This is a genomic window from Microbacterium sp. NPDC076911 (assembly GCF_040687125.1).
Taxonomy (GTDB): domain Bacteria; phylum Actinomycetota; class Actinomycetes; order Actinomycetales; family Microbacteriaceae; genus Microbacterium.
The window spans coordinates 225,340-241,149 of record NZ_JBFBMP010000001.1 but is presented as its reverse complement, the minus strand read 5'-3'; the positions used below and the strand labels follow the sequence as shown (position 1 = coordinate 241,149).

Annotated in this window: 16 protein-coding genes and 1 tRNA gene; 9 read left to right on the top strand and 8 right to left on the bottom strand. The window is 62.4% G+C overall.

Features of this window, described 5'->3' with window-relative positions; all coding sequences use genetic code 11:
• The first annotated feature begins 191 nt into the window (after positions 1-191).
• The 7 genes from AB0O81_RS01125 to AB0O81_RS01095 all read left to right on the top strand — a co-directional run bounded on the left by AB0O81_RS01125 (position 192) and on the right by AB0O81_RS01095 (position 4,544).
• Positions 192-572 carry a hypothetical protein gene (locus AB0O81_RS01125; protein WP_363580369.1) on the top strand — a complete coding sequence of 127 codons (381 nt, stop codon included), beginning with the start codon at positions 192-194 and terminating at the stop codon, positions 570-572.
• On the top strand, positions 569-1,534 hold the full coding sequence (locus tag AB0O81_RS01120) for an FAD:protein FMN transferase (RefSeq protein WP_363580367.1): 966 nt from the start codon (positions 569-571) through the stop codon (positions 1,532-1,534). Before AB0O81_RS01125 ends, AB0O81_RS01120 begins: the two co-directional genes overlap by 4 nt.
• Positions 1,534-2,148, top strand: a complete 615-nt coding sequence (locus tag AB0O81_RS01115) for a ferric reductase-like transmembrane domain-containing protein (protein ID WP_363580365.1) — start codon at positions 1,534-1,536, stop codon at positions 2,146-2,148. The genes AB0O81_RS01120 and AB0O81_RS01115 overlap by 1 nt, the downstream gene beginning before the upstream one ends.
• On the top strand, positions 2,145-3,371 hold the full coding sequence (locus AB0O81_RS01110; protein ID WP_363580363.1) for an NADH-ubiquinone oxidoreductase-F iron-sulfur binding region domain-containing protein: 1,227 nt from the start codon (positions 2,145-2,147) through the stop codon (positions 3,369-3,371). The genes AB0O81_RS01115 and AB0O81_RS01110 overlap by 4 nt, the downstream gene beginning before the upstream one ends.
• Positions 3,368-3,586 carry a ferredoxin gene (locus tag AB0O81_RS01105; RefSeq protein WP_363580361.1) on the top strand — a complete coding sequence of 73 codons (219 nt, stop codon included), beginning with the start codon at positions 3,368-3,370 and terminating at the stop codon, positions 3,584-3,586. The genes AB0O81_RS01110 and AB0O81_RS01105 overlap by 4 nt, the downstream gene beginning before the upstream one ends.
• Before the next feature lie 21 nt (positions 3,587-3,607).
• Positions 3,608-3,689 (top strand) — tRNA-Leu (locus AB0O81_RS01100).
• Between the two features lie 30 nt (positions 3,690-3,719).
• Positions 3,720-4,544: a DedA family protein gene (locus tag AB0O81_RS01095; RefSeq protein ID WP_363580359.1), complete on the top strand. Its 825-nt coding sequence runs from the start codon at positions 3,720-3,722 to the stop codon at positions 4,542-4,544.
• 4 nt (positions 4,545-4,548) lie between these two features.
• Here AB0O81_RS01095 and AB0O81_RS01090 read toward each other — a convergent pair whose 3' ends face one another.
• Positions 4,549-5,367, bottom strand: coding sequence for a Ku protein (locus tag AB0O81_RS01090; protein WP_363580357.1), 819 nt, complete (start codon positions 5,365-5,367; stop codon positions 4,549-4,551).
• Between the two features lie 84 nt (positions 5,368-5,451).
• Here AB0O81_RS01090 and AB0O81_RS01085 point away from each other — a divergent pair, with 84 nt between their 5' ends.
• Positions 5,452-7,893, top strand: coding sequence for an ATP-dependent DNA ligase (locus AB0O81_RS01085; protein ID WP_363580873.1), 2,442 nt, complete (start codon positions 5,452-5,454; stop codon positions 7,891-7,893).
• Between the two features lie 6 nt (positions 7,894-7,899).
• Here AB0O81_RS01085 and AB0O81_RS01080 read toward each other — a convergent pair whose 3' ends face one another.
• From AB0O81_RS01080 to murI, 4 genes are all read right to left on the bottom strand, one after another.
• On the bottom strand, positions 7,900-8,817 hold the full coding sequence (locus AB0O81_RS01080) for a cation diffusion facilitator family transporter (RefSeq protein ID WP_363580355.1): 918 nt from the start codon (positions 8,815-8,817) through the stop codon (positions 7,900-7,902).
• A 94-nt stretch (positions 8,818-8,911) separates the two neighbouring features.
• Positions 8,912-9,508, bottom strand: a complete 597-nt coding sequence (gene rdgB / locus AB0O81_RS01075) for an RdgB/HAM1 family non-canonical purine NTP pyrophosphatase (protein WP_363580353.1) — start codon at positions 9,506-9,508, stop codon at positions 8,912-8,914.
• A 3-nt stretch (positions 9,509-9,511) separates the two neighbouring features.
• The gene (gene rph / locus AB0O81_RS01070) at positions 9,512-10,255 is read right to left on the bottom strand and encodes a ribonuclease PH (protein WP_363580351.1); all 744 of its coding nucleotides are present in this window, start codon (positions 10,253-10,255) and stop codon (positions 9,512-9,514) included.
• Between the two features lie 35 nt (positions 10,256-10,290).
• A complete protein-coding gene (gene murI, locus AB0O81_RS01065) occupies positions 10,291-11,118 on the bottom strand; it encodes a glutamate racemase (protein ID WP_363580349.1) in 828 nt (275 codons plus the stop codon).
• A 40-nt stretch (positions 11,119-11,158) separates the two neighbouring features.
• On the opposite strand from murI, the gene AB0O81_RS01060 reads away from it, so the two are divergent.
• The gene (locus AB0O81_RS01060) at positions 11,159-12,499 is read left to right on the top strand and encodes a nicotinate phosphoribosyltransferase (RefSeq protein ID WP_363580347.1); all 1,341 of its coding nucleotides are present in this window, start codon (positions 11,159-11,161) and stop codon (positions 12,497-12,499) included.
• Between the two features lie 4 nt (positions 12,500-12,503).
• On the opposite strand, the gene AB0O81_RS01055 is transcribed toward AB0O81_RS01060, so the two are convergent.
• From AB0O81_RS01055 to AB0O81_RS01045, 3 genes are read right to left on the bottom strand one after another with little or no spacing between them, the layout of a single operon-like run.
• The gene (locus AB0O81_RS01055) at positions 12,504-12,770 is read right to left on the bottom strand and encodes a DUF3039 domain-containing protein (protein ID WP_363580345.1); all 267 of its coding nucleotides are present in this window, start codon (positions 12,768-12,770) and stop codon (positions 12,504-12,506) included.
• A 50-nt stretch (positions 12,771-12,820) separates the two neighbouring features.
• The gene (locus tag AB0O81_RS01050; protein WP_363580343.1) at positions 12,821-14,389 is read right to left on the bottom strand and encodes a hypothetical protein; all 1,569 of its coding nucleotides are present in this window, start codon (positions 14,387-14,389) and stop codon (positions 12,821-12,823) included.
• A complete protein-coding gene (locus AB0O81_RS01045) occupies positions 14,365-15,555 on the bottom strand; it encodes an ABC transporter ATP-binding protein (protein ID WP_363580341.1) in 1,191 nt (396 codons plus the stop codon). Before AB0O81_RS01045 ends, AB0O81_RS01050 begins: the two co-directional genes overlap by 25 nt.
• Positions 15,556-15,810: the final 255 nt, after the last annotated feature.

Here is a 15,810-nt window from a genome sequence, read left to right as displayed (position 1 = left end):
CTTCGCAATTTCGTAGCGCGCGCCGCTGAACTTATCCACAGGCTGGCCGGCGACACCGCGAACGAGACAGCGCAGACGCGCACGAAACGACTTCCATATGCTCGCCGAAATCGGTTCATAGAAATCACATAGCAGCGCTGTTGAGACTCAGATCAATAGCCGAGATAGCCGCTACCCGAGGAGTGAGAGTGATGAGCGAACGCGCACGAGGACGCCGTAGGGCTGCGATGACCACCCTGATGCTTGGCGTTGCCAGCATTGCTGCAGCCAGTACGGCCGCGCTCGTCGTCAGCGACGCCCTCTCAGATGAAACCGTGGCCGAAGGTACGACAACGAGCGAGACGAGCACCGTCGATACAACCACCGTCGATGTCACCAGTACCGATGAGGCAGCCACGACAGACGAAACGGCGACCGACGACTCCGAGGTGGCTGCAACGAACACCGACGTGGTCGCGGATGAGACGGAGAGCACGGAGACCGCTGAGCCCGAAGCAACCGAAACCGAAGACTCCGGCTCGGTGAGTTCGAACACAAGCTCAGAGTCGAACGCGACCTCGAGCGGATCATGACAGCTTCAGGTGACATTGCCACGCGCGACTGGACCATCTGGAGCACCGACGCGCGCCTCGTGCTCAGCGGGCACGATGCTCACGACCCCGTGCGAATGACCCGGGCCAGTCAGCTCGTCGACGATCTGCTCGCCGAAGTGGATGCGGCCTGCAGCCGATTCCGCAGCGACTCCGAGCTCGCTCGCCTGCACGAAGCGCTCCCCACCGGTGCGTCGGTCACCCCCATGCTGGCGGCCCTCGTTCAGGCTGCGCTCGATGCGGCACTACTTACTGACGACCGTGTAGACCCAACCCTGCGTTACGCTCTCGACGCGATTGGATACGACCGAGACATCGAGCTCATCGAAGACAACGGCGGGCTGATTCGGGCCGTCGTATCTGTGCGTGCGGGGTGGCGAAGTGTCTCGTTGCACAACGGCGTTCTTCGGGTGCCGTCACATCTCGCACTCGACATGGGCGCCACCGCAAAAGCTGTCGCCGCTGATTGGGCAGCCGCACGTGTGCATGAAGAACTGGGTGGCGGCGTCTTGCTCAGCCTGGGCGGAGACATCGCCACCGCAGGTGTGCCCCCTACAGAGGGCTGGAGCATTACGGTGCGCGATCTCGCCGACGATCCGGCCGCGCGAATCACTGTCACGCCGGGGCGCGCGCTCGCGTCGTCCAGCACACAGAAGCGACGGTGGAATCGCGCAGGCTTAAGCCAGCACCATATCCTTGCGCCCACCACAGGATTGCCCGCCGAGCCCGTGTGGAAGACGGCCACCGTTGCGGCTCGAACCTGCGTGCGCGCAAACAGCTTCAGCACCGGTGCCATTGTCGCTGGCCACGAAGCCGCGTCGTGGCTTAACGGCTTGGGCGTCGCTGCGCGACTGGTCGGGCGCGACGGCTCAATCGTGTACACCGGCGACTGGCCCGTTGACTGCGAAATTTCCCCCGGAGACTTGGCTCGGAGCGCAGCTTGATGGATGAAGCACTCTGGGCAGTTGGCCGCGCCACCGGCATTATCGGCCTCGCGTTATTCACCGTGTCGGTGCTTCTCGGAATTCTTGCGCGCTCGGGACGACCCGCCTTTGGCCTGCCCCGCTTCGCCGTCACCCTTGTGCACCGCAATGCTTCAATACTCGCGACAGCTTTTATCGTCGTGCACATCGGAACGTTACTGTTCGACCCCTACGCACAACTCGAGCTCATCGACTTCGTCGTGCCATTTCTCGGTGAGTACCGGCCGTTCTGGCTGGGAATGGGCACCGTCGCATTCGACCTGCTCTTGGCGGTGATCGCCACCGGACTCTTGCGCAACCGCATCGGACGCCGCACGTTCAAGGTGGTTCACTGGGGAACTTACGCGATGTGGCCCATCGCGCTGGCACACGCCCTCGGCACCGGGACAGATGCCGCTTCCCCAGCGTTCATCGGTTTTGCCGTGTTGTGCACCCTGGCGGTTGTCGCCGCCGTGGTGTGGCGCCTCACGTCTCGATTCTCGCGACCAGACATCGCCGTGCCGACTGTACGAGGCTCGTCATCTTTCACCGCGCACACCCCCGCGGCAACTCACACAATCGGCATTCGCTCATGACAGTTTCCACCGCTCCCGATGCTCAGCTCGAAGCCGTCGCGCCCGCGGGCGTGTCGCGTCTGCTTGCAGCCCCGCACCCTTCGTATTCAAGCCACGTCGGCACCCATGGCGTTCTTCCCCAGCCAAACCGCGCGACGCTCTTGTGTGAGCTTGAAGCTTCGGGGCTCGGCGGACGCGGCGGAGCCGCCTTTCCGACCTCGCGAAAGCTCGCGGCAATCGATCCCGATGCCGCCCCGCCAATCGTGATCGGCAATGGCGCCGAGGGGGAACCACTCAGCGTGAAAGACGCCACGCTACTGACGCGCGCTCCACACCTGGTGATCGATGGACTGTTGCTCGTAGCTGAAGCGCTAAACGCAAGCGAGACCTATCTTGCGGCGAGCGCTCGTCAACTTGCGTCGGTACGCACTGCCATCGCTGAACGCGCGGACGCCGGCAAAATCATCGTGCACGAAAGCGCTGACTCCTTCATCTCAGGTGAAGCGTCTGCCATCGTCAACTCCGTCGGCGGGGGCCGCGCAATTCCCACAGACCGTTCGTTGCGGCTGACAGAGAGAGGGCTGAAGGGGCGCCCGACCCTGGTACAGAACGTCGAAACACTCGCACACATCGCTTTGGTGGCGCGTTGGGGTGGCGCCTGGTACCGCACAGTCGGCGCGGCGGATGAGCCTGGCAGTCGCCTGCTCTCGATCACCGCACGAGGTCGCACCCGTGTCGTGGAAGCAACGGGCGGCATTGAGATCGCACGGGCCCTGGAAGTCGCGGGGGTAGACGCTGCAGATACCGATGCCGTGCTGGTCGGCGGTTACCACGGCGCGTGGGTGCCTCGCGCGCAATTGGGCACCGCCCTCAGCCGTGCTGCGCTGGCTCCCTTCGCGGCAGCTCCAGGCGCGGGCATTCTTTTCGCACTATCGCGCGAACAGTGCCCGCTCGCCACTGCCGCGGAAATCGCCAACTATCTGGCATCGCAATCCGCTCGGCAGTGCGGACCGTGCGCGAACGGTCTACCGCGAATGGCCGAAACTCTCTCGACTCTCGCTGCTGGGCGCGCCGATGCCTCAACCGAGATTGAAGTGCGGCGCATGGCGGCTCTGGTGGCTGGCCGCGGATCATGTCATCACCCCGACGGCACCGCGAGGTTCGTGCTGAGCACCCTAGAAACTTTCTCCTCCGAAGTCGCACGCCACCTCAACGGTCAGTGCCGATTGTCGGTGTCGCGATGACTCATTCTCTGCACATCGATTGGACCGCTTGCGCTGGTCGCGGCCTTTGTACCGAGTTGCTCGAACAACTCGAACGTGACGAGTGGGGCTATCCTCTCGCCACCGAAGGCGCCGGGTCGAATGTGCCAATCGGGCGACGTGATTTGCCGGCAGCGCGTGACGCCGTGGCGCTGTGCCCACTGCAGGCGCTGTCTCTGCAACGGGTGTCTCCCTGAGACATTAGACTGTTCTCACTCGCGGGAGTGGTGAAATTGGCAGACACGCAGGATTTAGGTTCCTGTGCCTCCGGGCGTGTGGGTTCAAGTCCCACCTTCCGCACGAGCACGATGACGCAACCTGCCACAGTAAATGGCATCCACCGCCGAAGAAGACGACGGGACGCACCCAGTGCACCACATCGCACTAATCCCCTGGCTAGACCCCGAGACGATCATCGCGGCCGCAGGCCCGTGGGCGCTGGTGGTGGTCTGCTTCATCGTCTTCGCCGAGACCGGGCTGTTGGTGGGATTTCTCCTCCCCGGTGACACCCTCCTGATCATCGCGGGGCTTCTCACCCACACCAGCATGGTGTTCGGTCTCAACATCTGGTGGGTTTCGTTGCTGATCGGCCTGGCCGCTTTCCTTGGCGGCGAGGTCGGCTATTTCATCGGCCATAAGGCCGGACCGGCGATCTTTGAGCGCAAGGAGTCCGGTCTCTTCAGCGTCAAGAACGTGCAGCGCACCAATGCCTTCTTCGAGCGTTTCGGTGGCCTCACGATCATTCTCGCCCGGTTCGTGCCGGTGGTGCGCACCTTCGCCCCCGTAGCGGCGGGCGTCGGGCACATGCACAGGGGCACCTACACGCTCTATAACTTCATCGGCGCGGTTCTCTGGGGATTCGGCCTCACCATGGCGGGCTTTCTGCTTGGGTACATTCCCCCGGTGGCACGCTTTGTGCAGGAATACATCGACCTCATCCTTCTCGTTGCCGTCGGCGGTACTGCGGTGGTGACGCTTTGGCATTACTTCAATGAACGTCGCAAGGCTCAGCAAGAAGAAGCAGCGGGCGAAGATGTCGCTACCGACGAAGACGAGGCTGAGGCGCTGGTGCTCGACGCCGATATCTTCGATCGTTCCGCCGAGCCGGCACGTCGTCCCGCTTCACCCGAAGACGAGAAGCGGCCCGACAAGTAGCTCGCTACGCGCTGGCGCTCTTCTTGCCGTCGCGGGCGGCGCGTGACTTTTCGACGCTTGCACGCAACGCATCCATGAGGTCAATGACTTCTGCCCCGGCTGCGGATTCTTCGTGCTCGCCGAAGGTCTCGCTGGTGTCCAGGCTGTCACCTTTGTCGAGTTTCGCGTCGATCAGAGTGCGCAGTTCCTGCTGATACTCGTCGGTGAACTCCGAGGGGTCGAAGTCACTCGAGAAACTCTCTACGAGGGATGCAGACAGCTCGAGTTCCTTCGCCGAGATGCGCACAGACTCGTCGAGGGCGGGAAAAGCGGCTTCGCGCACTTCATCAGCCCACAGCAACGTTTGCAGCACCAACACGTCACCACGCACACGCAAGGCAGCAAGGCGAGTTTTCTGTCGGAGCGAGAACCGCACGATCGCGGTGCGGTCCGTCTGCTCGAGCGTCTTTCGCAACAGCACATACGCCTTGGGCGACGTAGAGTCAGGCTCAAGGTAGTAGGCCTTGTCGAGGGTGAGCAGATCGACCTGCTCGCTGGGCACGAACTCGACCACATCAATCTCTCTGGTGCGCTCTGCGGGAAGCGACGCAAAGTCATCTTTCGTCAAGATCACGGTGCGTTCCCCATCATCGAAGGCTTTGTCGATGTCGGCGTACGGAACGACTTCGCCGTCAATCTCGCACACCCGCTGGTAGCGAATGCGGCCCCCATCAGTCGCGTGCACCTGGTGCAGTGACACGTCGTGGTCTTCTGTCGCCGAATACACCTTGACCGGTACGTTGACCAACCCGAAGGTCAACGCGCCTTTCCAGATAGCCCTCATCACACCAGTACACACCTGTCACGCCCACTCTGCATAGTAACTAGCGCCAGTATTCCCCTCCGGCGCTAATCTGGGCCCATGTCGATGTCAGACCGCGCGACCGAGCACCTGGTGCGAATCGACGGTCACCGTATGCGTCTGACGAACTTGGAGAAGGTGCTGTATCCCGAAACGGGAACGACCAAGGGCGAGGTGATCGACTACTACACGCGAGTCGCGAAGGTTCTCTTGCCCCACATCGCTGGCCGGCCCGTGACGCGCAAGCGGTGGCCAGACGGAGTCGGCGCCGAGACAGAGCCTGCGATGTCTTTCTTCGCGAAGAATCTTGAGCCGGGAGCACCCGGGTGGTTGAAGCGCGTCGGCATCTCACATTCGACCGGCAGCAAAGACTATCCGCTTGTCGATGAAGCTGCCGCGCTGGTCTATCTCGCCCAAGTAGCAAGTCTTGAGCTGCACGTGCCGCAGTGGCGGTTCTCGCGTGACGGCAACAGAAACAACCCCGATCGTCTGGTGCTCGATCTCGATCCGGGCCCTGGAGCGGGCCTAGCCGAGTGCGCCGAAGTCGCCCGATTGGCTAGAGAGATTCTGGTCGACATGGGCCTGGAGCCAGTGCCTGTCACCAGCGGCAGCAAGGGAGTTCACCTGTACGCAGCGTTGTCTGGCGCGCAGACCACCGACCAGATCTCGACGATCGCAAAGGAACTGGCGCGCGCGATTGAAGCCGACCATCCTGATCTGGCCGTGAGTCAGATGGCGAAAGCTCAACGCGATGGCCGCGTCTTCATCGATTGGAGTCAGAACAACGGTTCCAAGACGACGATTGCTCCCTACTCGCTGCGAGGGCGCTCGCACCCCACCGTCGCGGCGCCGCGCACCTGGGACGAACTCGCCGACCCTGCCCTCGACCACCTCACTTTCGAGCAAGTACTGCGACGGGTGGAAAGCAGCGACGACCCACTCGCCGCGCTCGGATTCCACGCCAATGCGAGACACGATGCTCACGGCCCGCTCAGTGCCTACATCGCCAAGCGCACCTCCGGCAAGACACCAGAGCCCGTTCCCACAAACGCTCTCGGGCACAGCGCCTCGTCGCACCAGCTGCCGCGATTTGTCGTTCAGGAGCATCACGCATCGCGCTTGCATTGGGACCTTCGACTTGAGCGCGACGGTGTGCTCGTGAGCTGGGCAGTGCCGCGTGGCATCCCTCATTCCACTTCCCGCAACTCGCTGGCTGTGATGACCGAGGATCACCCATTGGAGTACCTCGACTTCTCAGGCACCATTCCCAGGGGCGAATATGGGGCGGGCGAGATGACGATCTGGGACGCCGGCCGCTATGAGCTTGAGAAGTGGCGAGATGACGAGATTATCTTCACCGTCGAAGGAGGATCGGGCGGGCCACTGGGACGTGCGCGTCTCGCGCTCATTCGTACCCAGGGCGAAGGGGAGAAGTCATCGTGGTTGCTGCATCGAATGAAAACGGATGCTGCTGGAGCGCCCCAGCACGATGTCGCCCCCGTTGCCGCTCAAACGACGCACAGCCCCCCGCCCAGTGCGACCACCACGGATCTGCGACCAATGCTCTCGACAATGGCCACCCCAGGGCTAGCGCATGCTGCCGCACAGCGGTGGGCAAAACAGGCGTGGGCGGAAATCAAATGGGACGGAGTTCGCGCACTGGGCATCTGGGATGGCGAACGTCTGCGACTTCGGGCGCGCAGCGGAAACGACATCACAGCGAAATATCCAGAGCTCACCGGGCACGAGCTGGGCTTCGGGCCTGAGCCCGCGATAGTCGACGGCGAGATCGTCGCGCTCGATGATGAAGGCCGACCAAGCTTTTCGCGACTTCAAGCCCGCATGAACCTGTCACATCCTCGCGACGTCGAGCGCGAACTACCGCGAACGCCGGTGCAGTACTACCTATTCGATCTACTGTCTGTCGGTGGCAACGATGCGACAGCATTGCCACTGGCATCGCGACGAGAACTGCTCGAGTTGCTCACAGACGGCACCGCGACGAGCATCACCGTTCCTCCTGTGTTCGATGATGTGGATGCTGCGCTGAGCGCCGCCCGCGAATTCGCTCTTGAAGGCGTCGTGGTGAAGAACCCCAGCGCGCCTTATCAACACGGCGTGCGCAGCGAGGATTGGCTCAAGGTCAAATTGACGCGCACGCAGGAGGTCGTCGTCGGCGGTATCAGGCCTGGAAAGGCACACGCCATCGGGTCATTGCTCGTGGGAATACCCGATGGCGACGAGCTTCAATACGCGGGTCGCGTGGGCTCGGGGTTCTCCGATGCCACGCTGAGACTCTTGGAAAGCAGACTCAACCCCCTTCGCACGGAGGTGAATCCGTTCCAAGGCGTTCCCAAATGGGACGCCGCTGACGCGCACTGGGTATCACCCGAAGTCGTCGCCGAAGTGGAGTTCGCCGAGTTCACCCCGGGCGGCATACTTCGTCACGCTCGTTGGCGTGGGTTTCGCGCAGACAAGGCACCGGCCGAGGTGCGACGCGAAGATTAAAGCGCCTCACGCATGAGCGTCGTGTTCGACATGCCCTGCAGGCTCCAACTGAAACGTCGAATGCTCGACGTCGAAGTGTTCTGCCAGGCAGACCTGCAGCCGACTGAGAATGCTCGCCGACGCTCCCCCGCTCATCGCAACATTTTCAACCACGACGTGAGCGCTGAACACTGGCGCGCCGCGAGTGAGCTGCCATACGTGTACATCGTGACAATCGACAACGCCCGGGGTAGCGAGAATGTGCTCACGAATCTCTTGCACGTGGGTACCCATGGGTGCAGATTCCGTGAGGACCGACACCACCTCACGAAGCAATCCAATCGCACGCGGCACGATCATGGCTGCGATCGCCAGCGACGCAAGCGCGTCTGCCTGCACCCAACCAGTCGTCACGATCAGGATGGCAGCAACGATGACGGCTGCCGAGCCAATCAGATCGCCAAGCACTTCGAGATAGGCACCGCGGACGTTGATGCTGCGGCGTTGCGCCGCACTCAACAGCCACATGGCGATGGCATTTGCAAGCAGTCCCACGACCGCGACGATCAACATGAATCCACCGGCGACTTCGGCGTCGTCGGGGTCGAGCAGTCGCGTCACCCCTTCGACGGCTATCCACAGAGAAAGGGCGATCAGGATAATCGCGTTGATCAGCGCTCCGAGCACTTCGGCTCGTTGAAATCCAAACGTGTTTCGATCGGTTGCGGGTTTCGCCGCCACCACGCTCGCCACTAACGCGATCACGAGCGCCGCAGCATCGGTAAACATATGCACGGCGTCAGCCAGCAGTGCGAGCGACCCCGAAAGCGCCGCTCCAACGATCTGAATCACCATCACAGTGGTAGTGATGGCCAACGAAACCGCCAGCAGTCGGCGATTGCTCGCCCCTCTGATCCCGGCGGTGCCTTGCGCGTGGTCGTGCATTCATCCAGGCTAGGCCTGGGCCGCCGCTTTCACGCGCGGAACCACCTAGTCGGGAATGAGTGTGATTCTCAGTGTCGCCTGACCCAGAGGCCGCTCAGAGCGTTGCGAGCAGCGGAGCGAGCGCGAGAAACGCGCGAGCCCGGTGCGAGGTCTCATTCTTCTCCGCTGCGCTGAACTCACCCACCGAGCGCTCAGCGCCAGTTGGCTGACCGTCTGGCACAAACACCGGGTCGTAGCCGAAACCACCCTCGCCCCTTGCCGCGGTGGCCAACCTTCCCGGCCATATTCCTTCCACGACGTGCTCGTCGCCGTCAGGCGTGACGAGCGCGATCGTCGACACGAACTGAGCAGTACGGCGTGGGTCAGCGATATCGCTCAGCTGATCGAGCAGCAAGTTCAGATTCGCAGTGCCATCTTTCGCGTGCCCCGCCCAGTAGGCCGAGAACACGCCCGGTGACCCGCCGAGCACATCGACGCAGATGCCTGAGTCGTCCGCCAACGCAGACAACCCGGTGTGAGCGGCGGCCGCACGCGCCTTGATCAGCGCGTTGGCGGCAAACGTCACACCATCTTCGAGCGGCTCAGGCCCGTCATAAGACACCACCGTGAGATCCGGCCGGCTCGCCGCCACGATCGCTTGAAACTCTTCGACCTTGTGGGCGTTGTGCGTTGCTAAGACGATCTGCGCCACCCGTCACTCCCCCGCAGGCTGAAGCGACGCGAGCTGATGCGCCCGCAGGTCGGCGCATCCCGCTACACCAAGCTCGAGCAACGCATCGAGTTCGCGCTTGTCGAAAGGAGCACCTTCAGCCGTGCCCTGCACCTCGACGAACAGCCCACGACCGGTCACAACGACGTTCATGTCTGTCTCAGCCCGCACGTCTTCAACGTAGGCGAGGTCAAGCATGGGCTCACCGTCGATGATCCCCACTGATACAGCCGCGACAGTGTCGATGAGCGGCGTGGACTTCTGACCGATGAACTTCTTCTTGCGTCCCCACTCGATCGCGTCAGCGAGGGCCACGTAAGCGCCGGTAATCGCTGCCGTGCGAGTGCCACCATCGGCCTGCAACACATCGCAATCGATCACGATCGTGTTCTCGCCGAGAGCCTTCATATCGACAACGGCACGCAGCGAGCGACCGATGAGTCGTGAGATCTCGTGCGTGCGCCCGCCGATCTTGCCTTTGACGCTCTCGCGGTCGTTGCGCGAATTTGTCGCACGGGGCAACATCGCGTACTCCGCAGTGACCCATCCTTTGCCCTTGCCGGTGAGCCAGCGCGGCACGCCGTTGGTGAATGACGCGGTGCACAGCACCTTCGTGCCTCCGAACGAGATCAGAGCTGAGCCTTCGGCGTGAGCACTCCAGCCTCGCTCAATGGTGATGGTGCGCAGGTCGTCGACGGCGCGGCCATCCGCGCGAACGATGTCAGTCATAGCTCTCCTTCTAAAGACCCCACGAGATGTAGGCCTCAGGGTCTGGTCGGTGGTAGTTCGATGGCGCCGGTCTGCACCAACTGCACATTGCGGATCTCACGGCCCATCAGGCGATGTGCGAGGGTCACAAATTCATCAGCAGACGTACCGGTCGCTTCATACACGTGTTGGGGCGCAGCATCCACGCCTGCGAGCAGATCGCGCGAAACGAGCTGACGATACACGTCTTTCGCTGTCTCATTGTCGCTTGACACCAAGCTCACGTCGGGGCCCATAACGTAGCTGATCACACCTTCAAGAAACGGGTAGTGGGTGCAACCAAGCACCAAAGTGTCGACCCCCGCGTGGCGCAGCGGCGAAAGATACTCTTCCGCGACCGCGAGCACTTCCGGCGAACCGGTAACGCCTGCCTCGACAAACTCGACGAACCGTGGGCACGCTTGGGCAAACACGGTCAGCCGCTCGTTGACCTCGAGCATGTCTTGGTACGCGCGGGAACCAATGGTGCCGGTAGTGCCGATGACGCCTACTCGCCCATTTCGCGTCGTCGACATCGCGGTGCGCACCGCGGGGCCGATCACCTCGATGACAGGCACGTCATAGCGTTCACGCGCATCTCGAAGCATCGCGGCAGAAGCAGTGTTGCAGGCGATCACGAGCATCTTGACGCCCTGATCCACCAATGTGTCGAGGATTTCGAGCGAATAACGGCGCACGTCAGCGATCGGCTTGGGACCATAGGGCGAGTGCGCAGTATCGCCGATGTAGACGAGCGATTCACGCGGCAACTGCGCAGAAATCGCCCGGGCGACGGTGAGCCCGCCGACCCCGGAGTCGAAGATTCCGATCGGCGCCTCATTCACGATCATTCAGCCTACGCCAGCACGTCAGTAGGCTGGCGTCATGAGCGCCTCGACTGCCGTCAGCACCGCCCTGCACACCGATCGCTACGAGCTCACCATGCTCGGAGCGGCACTACGCGATGGCACAGCCACTCGCCGCTGCGTGTTCGAGCTGTTTGGCCGCCGTCTTCCAGGCGGACGCCGCTTCGGTGTGGTGGCAGGAACCGGTCGATTGCTCAGCCTGCTACGCGAATTTCGTTTCGGCGATGACGAACTGCGGTTCTTGAAAGATCAGAAGGTGGTGGATGCTGACACGCTCACCTACCTCGAGAATTACCGGTTCACGGGCTCAATCGTCGGCTACCGCGAGGGCGAGATCTACTTTCCCGGCTCGCCGATCATGACAGTGGAAGGCACATTCGCAGAAGCCGTCGTGCTCGAGACGCTGGCGCTCAGTGTTCTCAACCACGATTCCGCGATCGCCACGGCCGCTGCGCGCATGAGCATTGCTGCGGGCGATCGCCCTCTTGCAGAGATGGGTTCGCGCCGCGCTGGCGAGGAATCCGCCGTTGCGGCAGCCCGTGCAGCCTACATCGCCGGCTTCACCGCCACATCGAATCTCGAGGCAGGTCGCCGCTGGGGCGTCCCCACCATGGGAACCGCCGCTCACGCGTGGACGCTGCTGCACGACAGTGAAGAAGATGCTTTCCGCTCGCAAATCGACGCTCTTGGATCCGGCACCACGCTGCTCGTCGACACCTATGACATTCGCGAAGGAGTCGAAACCGCCGTGCGTGTTGCTGGCACCTCGCTGGGCGGCGTCCGCATCGATTCGGGCGACCTGCCGACAGTTGCCGCGTCCGTGCGCGCGCACCTCGACGAGCTCGGCGCTACACAGACCAATATCACGGTGACCAGCGACCTTGACGAATTCGCAATCGCCGCGCTGGCTGCCTCGCCTGTCGACTCCTATGGCGTGGGCACGTCACTTGTCACGGGATCTGGAACGCCCACCGCAGGAATGGTCTACAAACTGGTCGCCCGACAGGATTCGACCGGCGCGTGGGTCTCGGTAGCCAAGGCGTCAACAGAAAAGAGCTCCAAAGGCGGGCGCAAGGCCGCATTCCGCACGCTGAAGGACGGCACCGCCACTCAAGAGCTCGTCAGCGTGTCCGACGGATTCGAACAGCTCAGCACTGCCGCGCAGCATCCTGGAGCCCGAGCGCTGCAAGTGACCCTCGTAGCGAAGGGAGACTTCGACAACGCAGCTGAGGGAAGCGCAGGAGTCGAATCCGCTCGATCACACCACGCGCGCGTTCGCGACGAGCTGCCAGTGCGTTCGCTGGCATTGAGCAGGTCTGACCCTGCTATTCCTACCGTCTACGTTGATGCCGCGCGCTAAGGCGCTATTTGACGAGCGACTCGTAGATCTCTTTGCACGTCGGGCAGACCGGGAACTTCTCGGGATCACGCCCCGGAGTCCACTTCTTTCCGCACAGCGCTCGTACCGGTTTTCCCGTCATCGCCGACTCAAGAATCTTGTCTTTCTTCACGTAGTGCGAGAAGCGTTCGTGATCACCGGGTTCGATGCTTTCTTCGCGGATGAGCTCTTCGAGCTCTCGGTCGAGGATAGCCGTACCACCCTGATCCGGGTTGTCGAGAGGAGTGCTCATGGTCAGTCAGTGTACCGGGATGCACATGCGGCCGGGGTCAAATTCGGCACTCACGTCGACTCAGCGAACTCCATCAATCGACTCGTACGACGCTCAAACACGGCGGCTCCGGTTGCCAGGCCGATGATCAATACGCCCACGCCGATTCCGAGTCCGCCCCACATCGCGGTCGCGATTGCGTCGTCATCGCCTGACAGACCCTGCCAGGCCCACCAGAGCGTTGGAGCGCTGAGAATCAGCACCCCGGCCAACACCACCCCTTGCGAGATCGAGCTCTCGGCTCCGGTGCGCGAGGGCTGACGAAATGGGCTGTCACCGGGTCGTGACACCGCGTACGGGGCAACTACAGACGCAATACTCGAGAGGCCGAGGCCACAGAGAAACAGCGACGAGCACACACCAATCATCGCCGGCAGTATCGACCATCGCCCGTGCAGAGACACGGCGATCGGAATCGCCACAGCGAGAAAAGGAATGCCGACAGCCAACACGGGAACAAGTCGGCCCATCCGATCGGATATGCCACGCACACCAGCGGCGAAGTGCATCCACACTGCCGTCGAATCGTAGGCAAGGTCGTTGTGCACCAACCAACCTAAGAAGAGAGCCGCGAACGGCACGGGAACTAACGCCACCATCTCGGGCGAAACACCGGCGACCAAAAGCGGCACGGTCGTCGCGGCCGCGGCTACCGGGATCACCATCATGTTGACGAGGTAGCGACGATCATTGAGCCAATAGAGCAGGCTCCGCCCCGCGATGGCACCAGCCGGCGTGCCCGGCGCGACAGCAAGCCAGCCGAGCCCGCCGCGTTCTCGAGCCGCCACTGGACGTTCGGTCGCGGTCAATAGCCGATTCACGAGCCATAGCCACACGACTCCCAGAAGCAAGACTGTTCCGACAGCCACGGTCACGGCCAGTGCAGCCTGAGGGTCGCCAGCCTCGACGAGTGCGGGAAAGGCCCACGCGGCGCCGATTGGTGTCAGCGCAAGCACTCCAATGACCTCTGAAAGCTGAGTTGGCACGACGCCATCCCACTCCAGCGATGCGAAAAACACAGCGGTGGGCACGACAACCACGATCATGGCCAAAAGAAACACACCGGTCAGCTCACGCGACTGCCGATCTTTGAGAAAGAGCGACGCGAGAGCCATGCACACGCGCGCCAACAATGCGCAGGTAACAATGCCGAGAACGACGCCTGACCCGACCAGAAGCGCAGACACCCCGAAACCGGTCCACAGCACAGCCAGGCAGAAAGCGATCGTTGTCAGCGCAAAGATCGGCACGCTGATGAGGCCTGCAAGCGCAAGAACCGCAGCCAGCGGTCGCGGGGACAATCCGAGAATGGCGAACCGGCGCGGATCAAGCGGGTCACTAGTTGCGCCGATGAGTGGCGACAATGCGAACGCCAGAGTGATGGCGGATCCGCCCAACACGGTCACCGCTATTACAACTTCGATGTCGGCACTCGCAAGCGAAAGCAATGCCCAGCACGCCGCAGCGGTCGCGGCAACGACCGCGAGAAATTGCACAACCGCGCGAGAGATTTCAGTGATGTCTCCTCGAAACGAACCGAAAAGTAGCGCGATCCTCAGTCGGAGAACGTGTGCAGCCATTCAAGACCCTCCACGTCGCTGAGTCCGCCGGCCAACTCAACGAAGCGCTGTTCGAGTGTCAGCTCGCCACGTACCTCTTCAACCGTGCCCTCAGCCAGCACTTGACCCGCCACGATGACAGCGACGCGAGTACACATGCGCTCGACCAATTCCATACCGTGGCTCGAAAGCACCACGGTTCCACCGTGAGCCACGTATGTGGTCAGAATGTCGATGATTACCGCGCTCGACACCGGATCGACCGCTTCGAAAGGTTCATCAAGAACCAGTAGGCGCGGTGAGTGGATCAGTGCACCGGCGAGCATGACCTTCTTCAGCATGCCGGCTGAGTAATCAGACACCACTCGGCCGAGTGCATCGGTGAGATCGAACGCGCGTGCAAGGTCGGTGGTGCGACTCTCGGCCACCGCGGGCTTCAGCCCGCGTAACACGCCGTAGTAGTACAGCAGTTGCCGCCCGGTCAGACGGTCGAACGTGCGCAGGCGATCGGGCAACACACCCATAAGGCGCTTTGCGCCTCTCGGGTCGGATGCAGCGTCAATGCCGCCCACATGAACCGTGCCCTTATCGGGAGTGAGCAGGCCCGCGATCATCGATAGCGTTGTGGTCTTTCCGGCACCGTTCGGCCCGACCAAGCCGTAGAACGTTCCGGCGGGAATCGTCAGATCGATGCCGTCGACCGCGGCGACCTGGCCGAATCGTTTCGTCACACCGCGCATGACAAGTACATCGCTCGTTGCTTCGGCGCCGGCGTCATTCGCGACGAGGAACTCATCGTCAACGATGCTCGAGCCGACCAGCTCCGCGAGCGGCGCGGCTGTGTCGTCGACCTCGAACTCGGAACTCTCTGGTGCGTTCTCGTCTACGCGAGTCTCGTCGTCGAGGAATGCCGCGGCGTCGGTAAGGTGCTCCTCCTCCGAGTCAGCGTCAGCTGCAGCAGCATCAAGCTCTTCAGCATCTTCAGCGTCCTCAGCGTCCTCAGCGTCTTCAGCGTCCTCAACGTCCTCAGCGTCCTCAACGTCAGCGGGCTCTTCAGTCAGCGCGCCATCGGACTGAGTCTCAGCCGGGCCCTCAGCCATGGACTCGTCCGCAGCTTCCTGCGCGGGCGAAGGTAGAGGGGGTTTGGGCGGAATCTCAATGTCATCTAGCGCGACGGCCTTGCTCACTGAGTTGGCCGGAAGAGGCGGGGGCGGACCCGGCCACGCTGGATCATCGGCGCGCGCGGTAAGTGGAGAAGATTCCGTGGTGGCCTCTGGCTGAACAGTCGGTTTGCTGTTTCGCGCGGGTTTCTTGCGCGGCTTCGCCTTTGCTGACCCGGTCCGAGCGCTAGCATTCTTTGTTCGCGGGGTGACCGACTTCAGCTTAAAAACGGGCACACTGCTTCCGTTATCCGCGTCGTCTGGACCAAAGTCGTTCGGTGC